The organism is Occultella aeris (assembly GCF_902703175.1).
Classification (GTDB): domain Bacteria; phylum Actinomycetota; class Actinomycetes; order Actinomycetales; family Beutenbergiaceae; genus Occultella; species Occultella aeris.
Genome location: NZ_CACRYJ010000055.1, coordinates 80985 through 96394, shown reverse-complemented (window position 1 = coordinate 96394; position 15410 = coordinate 80985). Strand labels below are relative to the sequence as shown.

The following is a 15410-nucleotide window of genomic DNA, read 5'->3' as shown; positions in this document are numbered from 1 at the left end:
CGGGGGTCGGGGCCGGGTCCGGGGCGGCCTTGAGCCGCGTCTCCCGACGGGTGGCAGGCGCAGGTTCGGCACGCTTCACCGGCGTCGGCTCCGGGACCTCCACACCCTCGAGGCGGTCGTAGAACAGGAACTCGTCGCAGGCCGGTGGCAGCAGCCGGGACGTCGACTTCTCCACGCCCACACCGATGACGCGCTTGTTCAGCTCACGCAGCTTGTGCACCAACGGGGAGAAGTCGCTGTCCCCGGTGCACATGACGAACGTGGAGATGTAGTCACGCTCGAACGCCATCTCGATCGCGTCCACCACCATCTTGATGTCCGCGGCGTTCTTGCGGGAGGCGCCCATGCGCTGCGGCATCTCGATCAGCTCCACCTGGTGGCGGGTGAGCGAGCGGCGGTCCTCGTCGAAGTAGGACCAGTCGGCGTAGGCGCGGCGCACCACCACGCGTCCGCGCACCGCCAGCGCATCCGCGATCGGGCCGAAGTCGAACGTCATCCCGCCCAGGTGCTCACGCGCTCCGAGCGCGAGGTTCTCGTAGTCGAGGAATACGGCGAGGCGCTCTTCGGAATCCATACCCGTCAGCCTATGGGCGACCGGCCGAGTATGCCGACCCGGGGCCGGACGGCGCCCTCCGTGGCGTGTGGCAGGGTGAGGCACCATGACCGAGTTGAGCGATTTCGTGAGGGCGGGCAACCAGGGCGTGGACCCGGCCGCGTACGAGATCGAGAACGCGGCCATCGACCCGGACGGCACGCTCTGGACGCACCTGGAGACGGTCGCACCGTGGGCCGGGCGAAGGCTCCTCGACCTCGGCTGCGGCAGCGGTTTCTGGCTGCCCCGCTACGCCGACGCGGCCCGGGTGATCGGGGTGGAACCCGATCCCGTCCTGCTGCCGCTCGCACAGGCGCGGCCCGGCGGTGCCCAGGTGCTGCACGGCTCCGCCGAGCACATCCCCCTCCCGGACGATTCCGTGGACGTGGTGCACGCCCGCTTCGCCTACTTCTTCCCCGATCCGGACTTCGACGCCGCCCCCGGGCTGCACGAGGTCCAACGGGTCCTCGCCCCCGGCGGCACGCTCGTGGTGATCGACAACGACCACGACGACGGCGAGTTCGCCGAGCTGCTCGCGGTCAGCCCCTGGGCGGCCAAGCAGGGCACCGGGAGCTACATCCTCGATTGGTGGCGCGAGCACGGAGCCACGAGCGAGGCGGTGCTGAGCAGCTGGAGCTTCGAGACCCGGGCCGACCTCGAGACGGTGCTCCGGCTGGAGTTCCCGGCCGACGTCGCCGACCCATGGCTGCGCGCGCATCGGCACCGGCTCGGACTCAGCTACGGGTACGTGGTACATACCTGGCGCCCGCGAGGGCCGGGCCGGCACGCGGCCTGAGCCGCCCCGCTCAGGCCGGTCGACGGAGCCCCTGGTCAGCGGCCCGCCGGCAATCGGAGCGACGCGCCGGACGCGGTGCTCGCCCAGCCGTGCATCTCGACCAGCCAACGGGTCGTTCCGACGGCGCCGAGATCCGCTGCCCGCCCCTGGGACTTCGTCGGCTCTCCGCCTAGCTGCCCGCGGCGGCCTCGTGCAGGTCCGCCTCGCGCTGGTCATAGTCGGCGCGGGCCCGGGCGATCTCCTCCTGGTGCGCCTCGGTCCACACCACGAGCGATTTGATCGTCGCGTGCAGGGTGCTCCCGAGAGGGGTCAGGGCATAGTCGACCCTGGGCGGCACGACGGGGTGGACGGTGCGCTCCACCAGCCCGTCCCGCTCGAGATGGCGCAGCGTGCGGGTCAGCATCCGCTGGCTGATGCCGTCGATCTCACGCTTCAGCTCGGTGAACCGCAGACTGCGCCGGTCGAGCAGCGCGATGGCGAGCAGCGACCACTTGTCCGCGACACGGTCCAGGATCTGGCGCACCTCACAGTCCTCGCGGGCGTCCCACTGCCAGACGTCGTAGTCGGTGCGGTGGCCCGCGGTATCCGCGGGGGAACCGAGGGACTGAGAAGTGCCTTCTTCCATACTGACTCACTGTGCCGCACGCTTGGCGAGGTTACAAGAAGTAACTGACCAGCAATCGGGGAACCACTCACACCGTCCTCGGGGCGAAGGGAACGACACGGCCATGGCACAACCGACAGCCAGCAGGATGAGCGCGCGAGACCTCGGCGTGCTGGTGGTCCTGTGTGGGGCGATCTTCCTTGAGGGCAGCGACGTCGCGATGCTGAACGTGGCCCTGCCCGCGATCCGTACCGACCTCGGCCTGACCACCACCGAGCTGAGCGGCGTGATCACCGCCTACGTGGTGGGCTACGGCGGGTTCATGCTGCTCGGTGGGCGCGCCGCCGATGTGTTCGGGCGACGCCGGATGTTCCTGGCCTGGCTGGTGGTGTTCCTGCTGTTCTCCGGTCTCGGTGGGTTCGCCACCGAGGGCTGGATGCTGCTCCTGGCCAGGTTCGTGACCGGCATCGCCGCGGGCTTCCTCACCCCGGCGGGGATCTCGCTCATCACGACGTCGTTCGCCGAGGGACCGGCACGAAACCGCGCCCTGATCATCTACGGCGCCGCCGGCGCGGCCGGGTTCTCACTGGGCCTCGTGGCGGGCGGTCTGCTCACCGCGATCGGCTGGCGGTGGGTCTTCTTCGCCCCGGTCCTGATCGCCGCCGTGTTGCTCGCGCTGGCGATCCCGCTGCTCACCGAACCGCCTCACGACGGGCGTCGCGGCCGGCTCGGCGTGGGAGCGGCACTCACCCTGACCGCGTCGATGGTGCTGTTCGCGTACGGGCTGACCCTCCTCGAGCGAGTCCACGAGCTGGGTATGCAGGCGGTCGGCGCGCTGCTGCTCGCCACCGCACTGCTGGTCGTCTTCGCGCTCGGCCAACGCCGGGCGCCGGACCCGCTGATCCGGCCGGGCCTGCTGCGCGCGCCAGGCCTGGCCGCCGCGAACGTGACCGCACTGCTGTTCGCCGGCTCGTTCTACGGCTTCCAGTTCCTGACCACCCTGTACCTGCAGGAGCTGCGCGGTTGGACCCCGCTGCAGACCGGGCTCGCGATGCTTCTGATGGCGCTCGACGTGGTGCTCGCGCCGACGCTCGCGCCGCGGCTGGTGCAGCGGTTCGGTGTGCGCCGGGTGATAGCGGGCGGGCTCCTCGCCGGGTTGGTCGCCTACACACTGTTCCTGCGTGCCGACCTGGACTGGGCCTATGCCGCGATGGTGCCGACCATGGTCGGTATCGGCTTCATGTTCGCCCTCGTCTACGGCCCGCTCGCGATCGCCGCGACCGACGGCGTGGCCGGGTCCGACCAAGGGGTCGCCGGAGGGCTGCTCAACACCTCCCTGCAGTTCGGCGCGGCCCTGGGGATCTCCGCCGCCACCGCGGTTCAGGTCGCGGCGCTCGGAGCGGCGACGGGACCGGAAGCAGACCTTGACGCGATCCGCGCGGCGATCGGGGTGCCGATCGTCTTCGTGCTGCTCGGTGCCGTGGTGATCACGGTCGGTGGCCGGCCCCACTCGGGCCGGCGCACCGACAGGCATCAGTCGACGGGCGCGGTCGCCGCCTCCGCGTCGGAGGAGTCGCTCGCTGCGTGCTTGCCCCGCGAAGTGGACCCGTCCGGTCCCGCGTCCGCGCCGGCGCCGACGCGTTGATCGGTCCCGGCCCGGGCGGCCGCCCGGCGCTCCTTGCGCCCCTCCACCAGTGAGTACAGCACCGGGACCAGCAGCAGGGTCAGGAACGTGGAGGTGATCAGACCACCGATCACCACCAGCGCCAGCGGCTGGGAGATGAACGCGCTGCCGCCGGTGAGCCCGATGGCCATCGGGGTCAGGGCTCCGATCGTGGCCAGGGCCGTCATCAGGATCGGGCGCAGCCGGTGCCGGGCACCTTCGATGATCGCCTCGCGCAGCGGACGTCCCTGCCGTCGGTACTGGTTGATCAGGTCGATCAGTACGATCGCGTTCGTCACGACCACGCCGACCAGCATCAGCGCCCCGATCAGGCCGGCCACCCCGAGCGGGGTGCCGGTGATGAGCAGTAGCGCGATGGCACCGGTCGCCGCGAACGGGATCGAGATGAGCAGGATCAGCGGCTGCACCAGCGACTTGAAGGTCGCCACCATGACCAGGTAGACGATCGCGATGGACAGCAGCAGGGCCAGGCCGAGGTTGCCGAACGCCTCCTCCTGATCGGCGCTGACGCCGCCGATCTCCGCGGTGACGCCGTCGGGCAGCTCGAGCCCGTCGAGGGCCGCCTGCAGGTCGGCGCTCTGGGTGGTCAGGTCCGCGCTCGTGGTCGCCGCGGTGATGGTGGCGCTGCGCTGCCCGTCGAGGCGGGTGATCGTGGCGGGCCGCTCGACCTGCTCGACGGTCGCTATCTCGCCGAGGGTGGTCACGCCGGCAGCGCCGGCGATCGGGAGCGCGCGCAGCGCCGCCACGCTCGTGGGGGACTCGCCGACCTGCATCACGATGTCACTGGTGCCGGCATCGGTGGTGAGGGTGCCGAGAGTCGCGCCGCTGAGGGCGGCCCGCACGGTCTGGCCCACCTGGGCCTCGGGGATGCCGAGCGCCGCGGCGGCGTCGCGGTCCACGACCACCTCCACGGTGGGCAGGTCCGCGGCGAGGTTCGAGGCGAGATCGGTGGTCCCGTCCACCCCGGCCACGGCGTCCAGCACCTGCTCGGACGCACTCGCGACGGCATCGCCGTCGGGTCCGCTGACGATGACCTCCAGGCCCGACGAGAATCCGGCCTGGCCGGCCGTGACCGTGACGGTCCCCGCGTTCTCGAGCCCCGCGACGCCGTCGCGCAGCTGCTCCTGCACCGCTGCGGTGTCCGCATCCAGGTCCAGGGTGATGGAGAACGTCGTGCCGCCCCCACCGGCGATCGCCAGGATGCCCTCGGCGGAGCCCACGGAGACCTGGTAGGTCTCCACCCCGTCGATACCCGCGATCACGTCCTCGACCTGCGCGGCGGCTTCGTTCTGAGCCGCCAGGGACGTGCCCGGGGGCAGTTCCTGGGTCACCGAGACGGTGTTCTGCCCGGTGTCCCCGATGAACTCGGTCTCCAGCTGGGGCACGAGCGCGAGGGTGCCGGCGAGCACCGCGACCGCGCCGATGACGGTGACCACCGGCCTGGCCAGCACCCCGCCGAGGGCCCTGACGAAGCCCCGCTGCAGGGCGCCGCGTCGCTCCTTGTCCTCCGCGGCCTCACGGGCCCGGGCAGCGTCGGCCACGTCCTTGGGTACCGGCAGGAACCACCAGGCCAGCACCGGCACGATCGTCAGCGCCACCAGCAGGGAGGCGAGCAGCGCGAGTGCCACGGTGAACGCGAACGGCCGGAACAGCTCACCGACGAGGCCGCTGACGAGGCCCATCGGCACGAACACGGCCGCGGTGGCGATCGTGGACGCCGTGATCGCGCCGGACACCTCACGCACGGCGCGCAGGATGGCGGTGCGCTTGTCCTCGCCGTAGGAGAGGTGTCGCTCGATGTTCTCGATGACCACGATGGCGTCGTCGACGACCCGCCCGATGGAAACGGTGAGCGCGGCAAGGGTGAACAGGTTCAGGGAGAACCCGCCCACCTTCAACCCGATCAGAGCGACCAACAGTGAGAGCGGGATGGACAGCGCGGTCACCCCGGTGGGCCGCCAGGCTCGCAGGAACAGCAAGATGATGATGATCGCGAAGGCCAGCCCGAGCAGGCCCTCGGTGGTCAGATCCTCCACGGACTGCTCGATGAACGGCGCCTGGTCGAACACGATCGAGATCTCGGCGCCCTCCCCGAGGGCTGCCTCGAGGTCACCGAACAGGTCCTGGACGGCGTGGGAGATCTCCACGGTGTTCCCGTTCGGGGCACGGGTGATCGCGATCCCGAACGACGGCTCCCCGTTCGTCCGCGCGAAGGAGGTGGCCGCGGCGTCGTCGAGGCTCACCTGCGCCACCGAGTCCAGCCGGACCGGGCCGGCAGCGGTGAGCAGCGGCAACGCGGCGATGTCCTCGACGGTGCTCAGTCGCTGCCCGACCTCCACGCTCAGCGTGGTGTCGCCCTCGGTCAGCGACCCGGCCGGCACGACGATGCCGTTCGTGGTCAGGGCGGTGCTGATCGCGTCCGCGCCGACGCCCGCGGCGGCCAGCGCCGCCGGGTCGACGGCGATCGTGACCACCTGCGCGGCGGTTCCGGTCAGCGTGACGTCCCGGACGCCGTCGACCCCCTCGAGCTGCGGGACCACCGACTCGGCGAGCACGGCCGCGGTGGCGTCCGGGTCCGCGTCGGCGGTGACCGCGAGCTGGAGCACCGGAAGGTCGTCGAGGCTGCCGGTGAACACCTGGGCGTCCGCCTCGGCCGGCAGGCTCGAGGAGATCCGCGACAGCGCGGACTGCAGTTCCTGCTGCGCCGTGGTCGCGTCGGTGCCGTACTCGAGGGTGAGCAGCACCGTGGAGACGTTCGCGCTCGAGGTGGACGAGGTGCTCTCCAGCCCGCTCACCGAGCCGGTGGCCTGCTCCACGTAGGTGGTGACCTGCTCCTCGACGATCTCCGGGGAGGCGCCGGGCAGGACCGTCACCACGCCCACCACAGGCAGCTCGAGCGAGGGCATGAGCTCCTGCTTGAGCGTGGTGGTCGACCACAGGCCTCCCGCCACGGCGAGAATGGTGGCCAACGCCACGAGGGCACGGTTGCCGAGGCTGAAACGGGCGAGGAATGTCACGGGCGGGGCTCCGGGCTAAGATCACGAATTACTAACAGGATGCCGAATAGTTCGGTTCAACCGAAAGGTTACACGGTGGGTGAGCGCGACCGGTTGGTCGAGGAGATCTTCGAGGCCCAGCACGCGATGATGCGGGCGAGCCTGGCCTCGCAGCTCGAACCGCTGCTGGACAGCACCCTGACGATGCAGCAGTTCAAGCTCCTCGCCATCGTGCACTTCCAGGGTGAACAAACGATGACGGCGCTCGCCGACGCGATGCGACTCTCGCCGCCCACGGTCACCGGCGCTGTCGAGCGGCTCGTGGATCGCGGCCTGGTGAGCCGCCGCGAGGACCCGAGCGATCGCCGGCTGCGGCTGGTCGGCCTGGCTGCGGAGGGCGTGCGGCTGTTCCGCGAGATCGAGGACTCCCGTTCGCGCCTGGGCAGGGAGATCCTCGCCGGGTTGGACACCGACGCGCTACGCGCGCTCGCCGCGGCCCACGTCCAGCTCGCGGCGGCCTTCGACCGCACGTTGGGCACCGGCGGGGCCGGGGACTGACGCCCGACGGCAGCGTCAGAGCTCTCGCCGAGCCCGGAACTCGCTGGGGCTCATCCCGTACCGGGCACGGAACCGGGATGCGAAGTACATCGGACTCTCGAACCCGCAGGCCGCGGCGATCGACGTGATGGTGCGGTTGGTCAGCTCCAGCGACCTGGCTGCCGCCGCCAGTCTGCGGCGTTCCACGAACCGCTGTGGGCTCACCCCGAACTGCGTGACGAACAGGTGGGCGAAGCGGGATGCTGAGAGCGAGCTTGCCCGCGCCAGGTGGGCCACCCGCAGGTCCGCACGTAGATCCGCGTCGATCAGCGCGATCGCCCGGAGCAGCCGTTCGTCGGTGCCGGCAAGCTCCCGGGAGATGTTCACCCGGTCGCACCACAGCAACGCGGACTCCAGGGCGTTCACGGCGGCGAGCTCGCCGTTGCGGCCGGCGGTGTCCCGCCCGCCGACGGCGGTGCGCAGCGCCGCCTCGATGCCGCGCCGCACCTCACCGGTAGCCTCGATGGAGCCGATGCCCGCCGTCACCTGCGGCCAGGACAACAACGGCAGCCAGTCGTCGCGCGGGTGGAAGTGGGCGTACAGGAAGTGCCAACGCTCCTGCCCGACGGCGGTGCCGTAGTCGTGGAGGGTGCCGGGCCGTACCAGCAGCGTGCGTCCTGGGACGGCCGGCACGTCCGCGCTGCGGGCGCCGAATCGGCCCCCGCCGTCGAGCGTGTGCACCAGCAGCCAGTCGGTGGTGCCCCGGGCCCGGTAGGTGGCGTACCGGGGATCCTCGTCGAACTCGCCGGCGATCACGCGGCGGACCACGGGCGTGTGTGACTCCGGTCGGGCAGCAGGATCTTGAATGGTCACGAGCACATCACCTATGTTTCCCGAGGCTTCGTCACGGCAGACTCGATGGCATGTCTACCGCAACCAGCAATACGGCCGCACCGACGGGGTTCACCGACTACGCCCGCGACGGCGTGCTGCAGGTCCCCGCCGTGTTCAGCGCCGCGGAGGTCGAGCAGATCCGCGAGGCCTTCATGACCCAGGTCGGCGCGGACCGTTCGCTGGCCATCGACGACCGCGTTCCCGACGACGACGTGCTCGCGCGCTTTCCGCGGTTCGTCCACCCCCACCGGCGCCCGGACCTGGCGGTGGGCCTGTTGGCCCTGGACGTCATGTTGGATCGGCGCCTACTGGACGTGGTCACCGACCTGATCGGGCCCGCGCTCGGCGCCCAGTCCATGTTCTACTTCAAGCCGCCCACGGCCCGGGGCCAGGCGATGCACCAGGACAACATGTTCCTACGGGCCCACCCGGAGACCTGCCTGGCCGCGTGGATCGCGGTGGACGACGTGGACGCGGCCAACGGCGGGCTCGCGGTGGTGCCGGGCTCGCACCGGACCGAGTTGGTCTGCCCGGAACCGGCGGACATGACCCAGTCCTTCACGAACGCCGAGGTCCCGATCCCTGAGGGCATGGCGAAGGTGCAGACCGTGATGAAGGCCGGCGACGTACTGTTCTTCCATGGCAGCGTGGTGCACGGTTCGCTCGCGAACACCTCGCCGGACCGGTTCCGCCGGTCCCTGATCTTCCACTACATCCCACAGGCCAGCACCGAGATCGCCGCGTTCTACCACCCGCTGGTGCACCCGGACCGTCGGGACGTGTTCATCGCGGAGGCGCTCGGCGGCGGACCTTGTGGTGAGGGGGCCGGTGCATCCGGCCCCTGACCTGGGGCCCCCGCACCGACGCCTGCCTCAGTCCGTCCAGAGGCAGAACGGGTGGCCGTGCGGGTCGAGACAGACCCGCACGTCCTGCTGCGGCTGGAACGGCGCCAGGGTCGCCCCGACGGAGACCGCCCGGGCCACGCCGGCGTTCAGGTCGTCGACCCAGATGTCGAGATGGATCATCATCTCCTGCTCCCCGGGTGTGGCCGGCCACACCGGCCGCGTGTAGACCTCCTCGAGCTGGAAGGACAGGTGCACCCCACCGTCGGGATTGCGCAGGTACGCGTCCGTCTCCTCGACCCGGTCCACCTCCCAGCCGAGCAGTTCGGCATAGAAGGAGGCCAGCGCGCCGGGATCAGGCGAGCTGAGGTTCACGGTGGTCAGCGTGATCCTGGGTGTTTGAGTCATGCCGGGGTCTCCTCATCGGTCTGGATTGCGCCCGCGGGTTCGTGGTGGCGGTGCTGAACCGCACGTTGTTGTCCGACTCCGTGGCGGCGCGACCGGCCGGTGCCGGTACCCCGGTTCACGATGCTCAGAGCCCGGCGCCGGCCAGGCCCAGTCCGCGGGCGATCACCATCAGTTGCACCTCCGTGGTGCCCTCGCCGATCTCCAGCACCTTCGAGTCGCGGTAGTGCCGGGCCACGAGGTTCTCGTTGAGGTAACCGTAGCCGCCGAAGATCTGGGACGCGTCCCGGGCGTTCGCCATCGCCGCCTCACTGCCCGTGAGTTTCGCGATGGACGCCTGCATCTTGAACGGCTCCCCCGCCACCATCTGCCGGGCGGCGTTCAGCCAGGTGAGCCGGGCGGCGTGCACCCGCGCCTGCATCCTGGCGATCATGAACGCGGTGTGCTGGTTGTCGGCCAGGGCCCGCCCGAACACCTCGCGCTCCTGGGCGTAGCGGATCGCCTCCTCGAGGCAGCCCTGGGCGGCACCGGTGCACAGCGCCGCGAACGCGATCCGACCCTCATCGAGGGACTCCAGGAAGTTCGCGTACCCGCGCCCGCGCTCGCCCAGCAGGTTCGCCTCGGGCACGCGCACGTTCGTCAGGGTCAGCGGGTGGGTGTCGGAGGTGTGCCAGCCGACCTTGTCGTAGGCAGGCCCGACCGTCAGCCCCTCGGCGGGGACCGGCACCAGGATCGCGGAGAGTTCCTTCTTGACCGTGCCGTCCGCCCGGGTGGTCCGACCCGTGACCGCTGTGATCGTGATCAGGCGGGTGATGTCCGTGCCTGAGTTCGTGATGAACTGCTTGGAGCCGTTGATGACCCACTCGCCGTCGACGAGTTCCGCCGTCGTACAGGTGCCGCCCGCATCGGAGCCGGCCTCGGCCTCGGTGAGCCCGAACGCAGCGAGCGCCTCACCTGACGCGAACCGCGGGATCCACTCGCGCCGTTGTTCCTCCGTACCGAACCGCATGATCGGCATGGCGCCGAGCCCGATGCCTGCCTCCAGGGTCACCCCGAGGCTCTGGTCCATCCGGCTGATCTGCTCCACGGCCAGGCAGAAGGAGACGTAGTCACCGCCGCTGCCGCCGTACTCGACCGGGAACGGCAGGCCGAACAGGCCGAGGTCCCCCATCTGCTTGATGATGCCGTACGGCAGTTCGCGCTTGGTGTCGTACTCGTACGACGCCGGCCGGACCACGGTGTCGGCGAACTCGCGGACCTGCTCGATCAGTTCCTGCTGCTGCGGCGTGAACCCATAGGACATGCTCATGACTCCCTCGTCAGATCTTGTGGATCGTGGCCCGGGTGGTGACCTTGTGGGTCGGTCCCGGGGGGCGTCGACGGCGATCGACCGGTCCGCGGCGCCCGGTCACCTCTGACCGGTGCTCCGCCTGAGCAAATCCTCGACGACGGCGTCCGGGCCCGAGTCTACCGGCGGCACCGCCCGGTCGGCCGGGAACGGCACCCCGCACCTACCATCGGCAGGGTGAGCCCACCGTGCGCGTGACCCGCAGCGTCGGTGTCGCCACACCGACGGCTGCCGTGGGCGCACACGCGCTGACGATCTCCGGGGGCTCGGGCCGTCTCAGGCCTGACCCGTCACCCGCGCGGGATCCGGTCCGCCGAGACCGCCTTCGCGGGCCCGCACGATCAGTGTCGGCCTGCTCGACACCGACAGCTTCGTCAGGATGGTCGTCACGTGGTTGCGGACGGTCTTCGGGCTGAGCACAAGCCGGCGGGCGATGGCCACGTTGTCATGGCCGCGTGCGACCAGGTCGAGGACCTCCCGTTCCCGGGCGGACAGTTCCGGGAACGGCAACCGGACCGCGGTGCGCCCGGACACCAGCGTGGACATCGCCCGGGCCGCCACCTGTGGGCCGAGGATCATCTCCCCGTTGGCGACCGCGCGGATCGCCCGCTCCACCTCGTCCGGGCCTGCCGTCTTGAGGAGGTAGCCACGCGCGCCGCAGCGCACGGCCGCGACCACCGCCTCGTCGTCGTCGCTCATGGTGATCACCAGGACCCCCACCCCCGGGTGGTCGCGGAGGATCTCCCGGGTCAGCTCGATGCCGGAGTCGGCCCCGAGGTGCAGGTCCATCAGCACCACATCCACGTCGGCCGTGATCGTCGCCCGGGCCTGGTCGGCATCGGCCGCCTGACCGACGACCAGGACCCCGGGCAGCGACTCGAGCAGGCCGGTCATGCCGAGCCGGAACACGGGGTGGTCGTCGACGATGGCGACGCGGATCGGTCCGGTCATGCGGTGCCCGCGGTTCTGAGTGTGCCTGCCGCGCTCGCTGCGCCACCGGCGCCCGACCTGGCCTGCGAGACGGACCGGGTCATGCCCGGCGGGCGCACCGGGATCGTGGCCTCGACCGCGGTGCCGTGCGGAGCGAGGTCGCGGACCTCGACCGCCCCACCCAGCTCCTCGGCCCGCTCACGCATCGACAGGGTGCCGACGCCGATGCGCGCGTCCTGCCGATAGCCGGCTCCGTCGTCGCGGCAGCACACGCGCACCACGGCCCCGTCCTCGGACACCTCCAGCTCGCACTCGGCGGCACCGCTGTGCCGGACCGCGTTCAGCACGGCCTCGGCGGCGATCCCGTAGCAGGCCGCGGCGACGGGGCCGGGCAGGTCGGAGGCGACGGCGAAGCGCAGGTGCACGTCGAAGCCGCTGCGCCGGTGCCGCGCCACCAGTTCCGAGAGCGCGGGCTCGAGTCCGAGCTCCTCGAGCACCGGCGGCAGCAGCGTGCGGGCGATGGTGCGGACGTCCTCGATCCGCTGGTCGAGTTCGCCCTGCAGCGCCCGGAGCATCTTCACGGCCCCCTCCCGGTCGGTTCCGATCGTGTTGGCCACGCCCTGCAGGCCAAGGCGCAGGCCCGCGAGCCAGGGTCCGAGCCCGTCGTGGAGCTCGCGTCGGATCACCCGGCGTTCCTGCAGCCGCGCGTCGGTCAGCCGGCGGCGGGTCCGTGTGAGTTCGTCGGCCGTGCGGATGAGCACGAGCCCCGCGGTGACGACGGCGGCGAGTTCGTCGAGGGCGCGGCGGCTGGTGGCGTCGAGGGTCTCTCCGGGGCGCGGCGTGGCCTCCAGTGTGCCGATCGTCCGGTCCCCGGAGAGCAGTGGAACGACGACGGGGTCACCGGTCGGAAGGCCCCAGGCGGCCAGCACCGGGGCCTGCGGGTCGTGGCCGCTGCCGGTGGAGGGCTCGGCCGGGTCCGCCCCGCGGACGCTGACCGCCTCGAGGCGGAGCGCGGTCCCGACGCTCTCCACGAGAGAGGTGAGCAGGCCCTCGTCCGTGCCGCCTCGCCCGATCCGGGTCCCCATCGAGCCGGCCACGCGCCAGGGGTCGTGGGCGACGCCGTAGACGAGCCGCCGGATCCGTGCCGCGAACCACAGACGGGTGGGGCCGACCGCGATCACGACGGCAGCGGCGGCGACCGCCTGGGCGATGCCCTGCCCCGGGACCAGGACCCCCGCGAGCAACGCCGCCACCAGGTAGATGGCTGCGAGCGCCGCCGTGAGGACCCCGGCCAGGAGCGCCCGGGACACCGCCAGCTCCATCCCCCACAACCGCTGGCGCAGCACCACCGTGAGGATCGCCACGGGGAACAGCGCCTGGCTCGCCAGGTGCAGCGCCGGCGTGAGCCAGTCCGGCACCGTTCCCACCGGGAGCAGCAGGGGCACGAAGGACAGGGCCAGCACCAGCGTGCCCAGGCCGAGCCAGCCCAGGCCGACAGCCTCGGACTCGGGCGACGTACGCCGTCGGGCCTCGACCGCGACAGCGGTGATGAACCCGAACACCACGGCGACGACGAGCACGCCGGCGAGCATCGCGTAGTTGCCGGCCAGGCTCGCCACCAGGGCGGCCGCGGCGATCAGGCCGCCGGTTGCCGGTCCCCACCAGGCGCGGCCGAGCGGCCGTTCCCGGACGAGCCAGGGCACGACCAGGAACATCGCAAGGGTCCCTGGGACCCACGCCCAGCCGAACGTATCGGCGAGTGGGCCGGGCGTCAGGCCCCGGCTCTCGGCGAACATGCGCCAGCCGCCGCCGAGCGCGGACAGGCCACCACCGAGCGCGGTGAGTGCCGCGAGGTAGCCGACCACGTGGCTGCGGCGCAGCAGCACCACGGTGGCGACCGCTCCGTACACGAGGCCGACCATGACGTCCACGATCAGGAACAGGTCGTCGACGGTCCCGACCGGCCGCGAGGACAGGAACAGCAGCAGCCCGGTGAGCGCGAGGAGCCACGCCGCCCCGCCCAGGATGAGGGCCAGGCGCGGCAGTCCGTGACCGCCGCGCCCGGGCTCGGTTGGCTCTGACATGAGCAAACTGTAGAGAGGATCAGCGTCCCGGCGGGGCCGTATCAGGGCGGGATTGCGCGCGCAGCGCGGCGAGTGCGACGACGAACAACAAGACCGGTCCGACGAAGCCCGCCATGTACTGCAGCGGCGAGATACCGACCAGGACGATCAGGGCGCCGAGCACCAGGCTGACCACGCCGATCCCGCGTGGGTACGCGCCGTGCCGGACGGCCGCCAGACCCAGCGCGAGGCCGGTGACGCCGGCCGTGACCCAGAGCCAGGGGATCGTCGCGACCCAGTGCGAGTAGAACGACACGTCGGTCGCGATCAGCAGTTCCGGTTCGGTCAGCCCGAACACGAACTCGGTGTTCAGGCCGGAGCCGAGGACCAGCACGGTGGAGAGCACCACGAGTCCCACCGCGGCGACGCCCGGCAGCAGCGACCCGGCCGGGGACCGGCGGGCCAGGTGACGGTGCAGACCGACCGCGAACGGGATCAGCGCCAGCGCGGCCACGATGGTCGCGACGTGGAAGCCGAGCAGCTGGGGCACCTGGGTGGACAAGTGCTCGGTGATCGACTCCGGGGTGGGTGGTGCCGCGGGGTCGTAGGCGGGACTGAGCGACAGGGACAGGTAGATGCTCACGATCCCCGCGAGACCGGCGCCGATACCGGCGAGGACCCAGCCGCGGGACGGTCGCTCCGATGCCGGACCGCCCGGCGGAACCGTGCGGGGCGCGACGGCGTGTGTGGACATGATCGTTCTCCTTCGACCCGACGGGGTCGGTCACCGTGACCGAGGCGTGCGGGCCCTTCAACGACATGCTGGGCGGCCCGATGTCCCGGCCGGCAGGGCATCCCGTCCCGGGAATCCGGGCAGTTCCGTTGGGACTGGCGCGCTCAGGAGATCCGCAGGAACTCCCGCACCGGCTCGGTGCCGGTGAGGGTGACGTCCGGAATCCGGGCGGCCGGGTTCGCCTCCCAGTCGGCGCGGGCGAGCCGGTAGTGCAGTTTCTCGATGGGCTTGCCCTCGCGGGACTCCAGCCACACGCCGTTCGGGGAGTAGCCGAGTTTGCGGGTGACCCCGTTGGAGGGGCCGTTGTCCGCCCAGGCACTGGTGGTGGCGACCTCGGCCCCGAGCCCGGCGAACGCGAGGTGCAGCATCAGGGCCCGCATCCGGGTACCGAGGCCCCGGCCCTGAAAGGCGCGACCCAGCCAGGAGCCGGTCTCGACCGTGCGCGCCACGGCGAAGCTCTTCGCGTCGATCGCCTGGATGCCCGCCGGGACGCCGTCGACGAGCACCGCGAGCTCGATGGTCCACGCGTCCGGAGATATCGCGGCCCGCTTGCCCCACTCGTAGGCGAGCACGCTGCGAGCCACCTCCAGCGGGGTGCCTCGCGTCCATGGGAAGTCGAAGGGCATGAAGTCCTCGGCGTGCACTCCCCGGGCCGCCACGGCGGCGACGTCGAACATCAGCTCGTCGTCGATGTACCGCAGTTCGAGGTTCCCCGTGCGGGCCGAGAGTCCCAGCAGTGGCCACTGGGCCGCGGGGCTCAGGTCGACGTCGGACGGGACTCGGTGCGGCTCGGCGTGCTCGGACATGCGCGTCACCTTAACGGGAGGCGTCCGGCGAGGATCAACTGATTTCGGCTCTCGTGCCGCTACGGCGTTGGACATCGCCAGACCGGACCAGTTCAATGGGACGGCGTCGAGGAAGTCTGC

The 15410-nt window shown here is 71.3% G+C and carries 14 protein-coding genes; 4 read left to right on the top strand and 10 right to left on the bottom strand.

Annotation, left to right across the window (positions count from 1 at the left end; all coding sequences use genetic code 11):
- A partial coding sequence (locus HALOF300_RS18910) for an NYN domain-containing protein (RefSeq protein WP_231955592.1) occupies positions 1-574 on the bottom strand: 574 nt, incomplete at its 3' end.
- A gap of 85 nt (positions 575-659) precedes the next feature.
- Here HALOF300_RS18910 and HALOF300_RS18905 point away from each other — a divergent pair.
- Positions 660-1388 (top strand): class I SAM-dependent methyltransferase, encoded by a 729-nt coding sequence (locus tag HALOF300_RS18905; RefSeq protein ID WP_156742459.1) that lies wholly within the window; start codon positions 660-662, stop codon positions 1386-1388.
- A 169-nt stretch (positions 1389-1557) separates the two neighbouring features.
- Here the strand turns inward: HALOF300_RS18905 and HALOF300_RS18900 are convergent, their stop codons facing one another.
- Positions 1558-2013, bottom strand: a complete 456-nt coding sequence (locus HALOF300_RS18900; protein WP_156742458.1) for a winged helix-turn-helix transcriptional regulator — start codon at positions 2011-2013, stop codon at positions 1558-1560.
- A 103-nt stretch (positions 2014-2116) separates the two neighbouring features.
- Here HALOF300_RS18900 and HALOF300_RS18895 point away from each other — a divergent pair, with 103 nt between their 5' ends.
- Positions 2117-3637: an MFS transporter gene (locus HALOF300_RS18895; protein ID WP_197522674.1), complete on the top strand. Its 1521-nt coding sequence runs from the start codon at positions 2117-2119 to the stop codon at positions 3635-3637.
- On the opposite strand, the gene HALOF300_RS18890 is transcribed toward HALOF300_RS18895, so the two are convergent.
- Entirely contained in the window at positions 3526-6693 is a 3168-nt protein-coding gene (locus HALOF300_RS18890) for an efflux RND transporter permease subunit (protein WP_156742457.1), read from the bottom strand. The genes HALOF300_RS18895 and HALOF300_RS18890 overlap by 112 nt on opposite strands.
- A gap of 75 nt (positions 6694-6768) precedes the next feature.
- Between HALOF300_RS18890 and HALOF300_RS18885 the strand changes: the two genes are divergently transcribed.
- A complete protein-coding gene (locus tag HALOF300_RS18885; protein WP_197522673.1) occupies positions 6769-7230 on the top strand; it encodes a MarR family winged helix-turn-helix transcriptional regulator in 462 nt (153 codons plus the stop codon).
- A gap of 15 nt (positions 7231-7245) precedes the next feature.
- On the opposite strand, the gene HALOF300_RS18880 is transcribed toward HALOF300_RS18885, so the two are convergent.
- A complete protein-coding gene (locus tag HALOF300_RS18880; RefSeq protein ID WP_156742455.1) occupies positions 7246-8082 on the bottom strand; it encodes a helix-turn-helix domain-containing protein in 837 nt (278 codons plus the stop codon).
- Positions 8083-8132: 50 nt separating this feature from the next.
- Between HALOF300_RS18880 and HALOF300_RS18875 the strand changes: the two genes are divergently transcribed.
- On the top strand, positions 8133-8948 hold the full coding sequence (locus HALOF300_RS18875; RefSeq protein ID WP_156742454.1) for a phytanoyl-CoA dioxygenase family protein: 816 nt from the start codon (positions 8133-8135) through the stop codon (positions 8946-8948).
- Between the two features lie 27 nt (positions 8949-8975).
- On the opposite strand, the gene HALOF300_RS18870 is transcribed toward HALOF300_RS18875, so the two are convergent.
- The 6 genes from HALOF300_RS18870 to HALOF300_RS18845 form a co-directional block, all read right to left on the bottom strand.
- Entirely contained in the window at positions 8976-9353 is a 378-nt protein-coding gene (locus HALOF300_RS18870) for a VOC family protein (protein WP_156742453.1), read from the bottom strand.
- A gap of 124 nt (positions 9354-9477) precedes the next feature.
- Positions 9478-10653 carry an acyl-CoA dehydrogenase family protein gene (locus tag HALOF300_RS18865; protein WP_156742469.1) on the bottom strand — a complete coding sequence of 392 codons (1176 nt, stop codon included), beginning with the start codon at positions 10651-10653 and terminating at the stop codon, positions 9478-9480.
- A gap of 321 nt (positions 10654-10974) precedes the next feature.
- On the bottom strand, positions 10975-11649 hold the full coding sequence (locus HALOF300_RS18860) for a response regulator (RefSeq protein WP_156742452.1): 675 nt from the start codon (positions 11647-11649) through the stop codon (positions 10975-10977).
- Positions 11646-13712 carry a sensor histidine kinase gene (locus tag HALOF300_RS18855; protein WP_156742451.1) on the bottom strand — a complete coding sequence of 689 codons (2067 nt, stop codon included), beginning with the start codon at positions 13710-13712 and terminating at the stop codon, positions 11646-11648. Before HALOF300_RS18855 ends, HALOF300_RS18860 begins: the two co-directional genes overlap by 4 nt.
- A 19-nt stretch (positions 13713-13731) precedes the next feature.
- A complete protein-coding gene (locus HALOF300_RS18850; protein ID WP_197522672.1) occupies positions 13732-14445 on the bottom strand; it encodes a hypothetical protein in 714 nt (237 codons plus the stop codon).
- Between the two features lie 143 nt (positions 14446-14588).
- Positions 14589-15290 (bottom strand): GNAT family N-acetyltransferase, encoded by a 702-nt coding sequence (locus HALOF300_RS18845; RefSeq protein ID WP_156742450.1) that lies wholly within the window; start codon positions 15288-15290, stop codon positions 14589-14591.
- Positions 15291-15410: the final 120 nt, after the last annotated feature.

Excerpts from the sequence above, each read along its gene's own strand:
- HALOF300_RS18895 (WP_197522674.1), top strand. The coding sequence starts at position 2,117 with ATGGCACAACCGACAGCCAGCAGGATGAGCGCGCGAGACCTCGGCGTG.
- HALOF300_RS18865 (WP_156742469.1), bottom strand. The coding sequence starts at position 10,653 with ATGTCCTATGGGTTCACGCCGCAGCAGCAGGAACTGATCGAGCAGGTC.
- HALOF300_RS18900 (WP_156742458.1), bottom strand. The coding sequence starts at position 2,013 with ATGGAAGAAGGCACTTCTCAGTCCCTCGGTTCCCCCGCGGATACCGCG.
- HALOF300_RS18905 (WP_156742459.1), top strand. The coding sequence starts at position 660 with ATGACCGAGTTGAGCGATTTCGTGAGGGCGGGCAACCAGGGCGTGGAC.
- HALOF300_RS18845 (WP_156742450.1), bottom strand. The coding sequence starts at position 15,290 with ATGTCCGAGCACGCCGAGCCGCACCGAGTCCCGTCCGACGTCGACCTG.
- HALOF300_RS18875 (WP_156742454.1), top strand. The coding sequence starts at position 8,133 with ATGTCTACCGCAACCAGCAATACGGCCGCACCGACGGGGTTCACCGAC.
- HALOF300_RS18860 (WP_156742452.1), bottom strand. The coding sequence starts at position 11,649 with ATGACCGGACCGATCCGCGTCGCCATCGTCGACGACCACCCCGTGTTC.
- HALOF300_RS18855 (WP_156742451.1), bottom strand. The coding sequence starts at position 13,712 with ATGTCAGAGCCAACCGAGCCCGGGCGCGGCGGTCACGGACTGCCGCGC.
- HALOF300_RS18850 (WP_197522672.1), bottom strand. The coding sequence starts at position 14,445 with ATGTCCACACACGCCGTCGCGCCCCGCACGGTTCCGCCGGGCGGTCCG.
- HALOF300_RS18870 (WP_156742453.1), bottom strand. The coding sequence starts at position 9,353 with ATGACTCAAACACCCAGGATCACGCTGACCACCGTGAACCTCAGCTCG.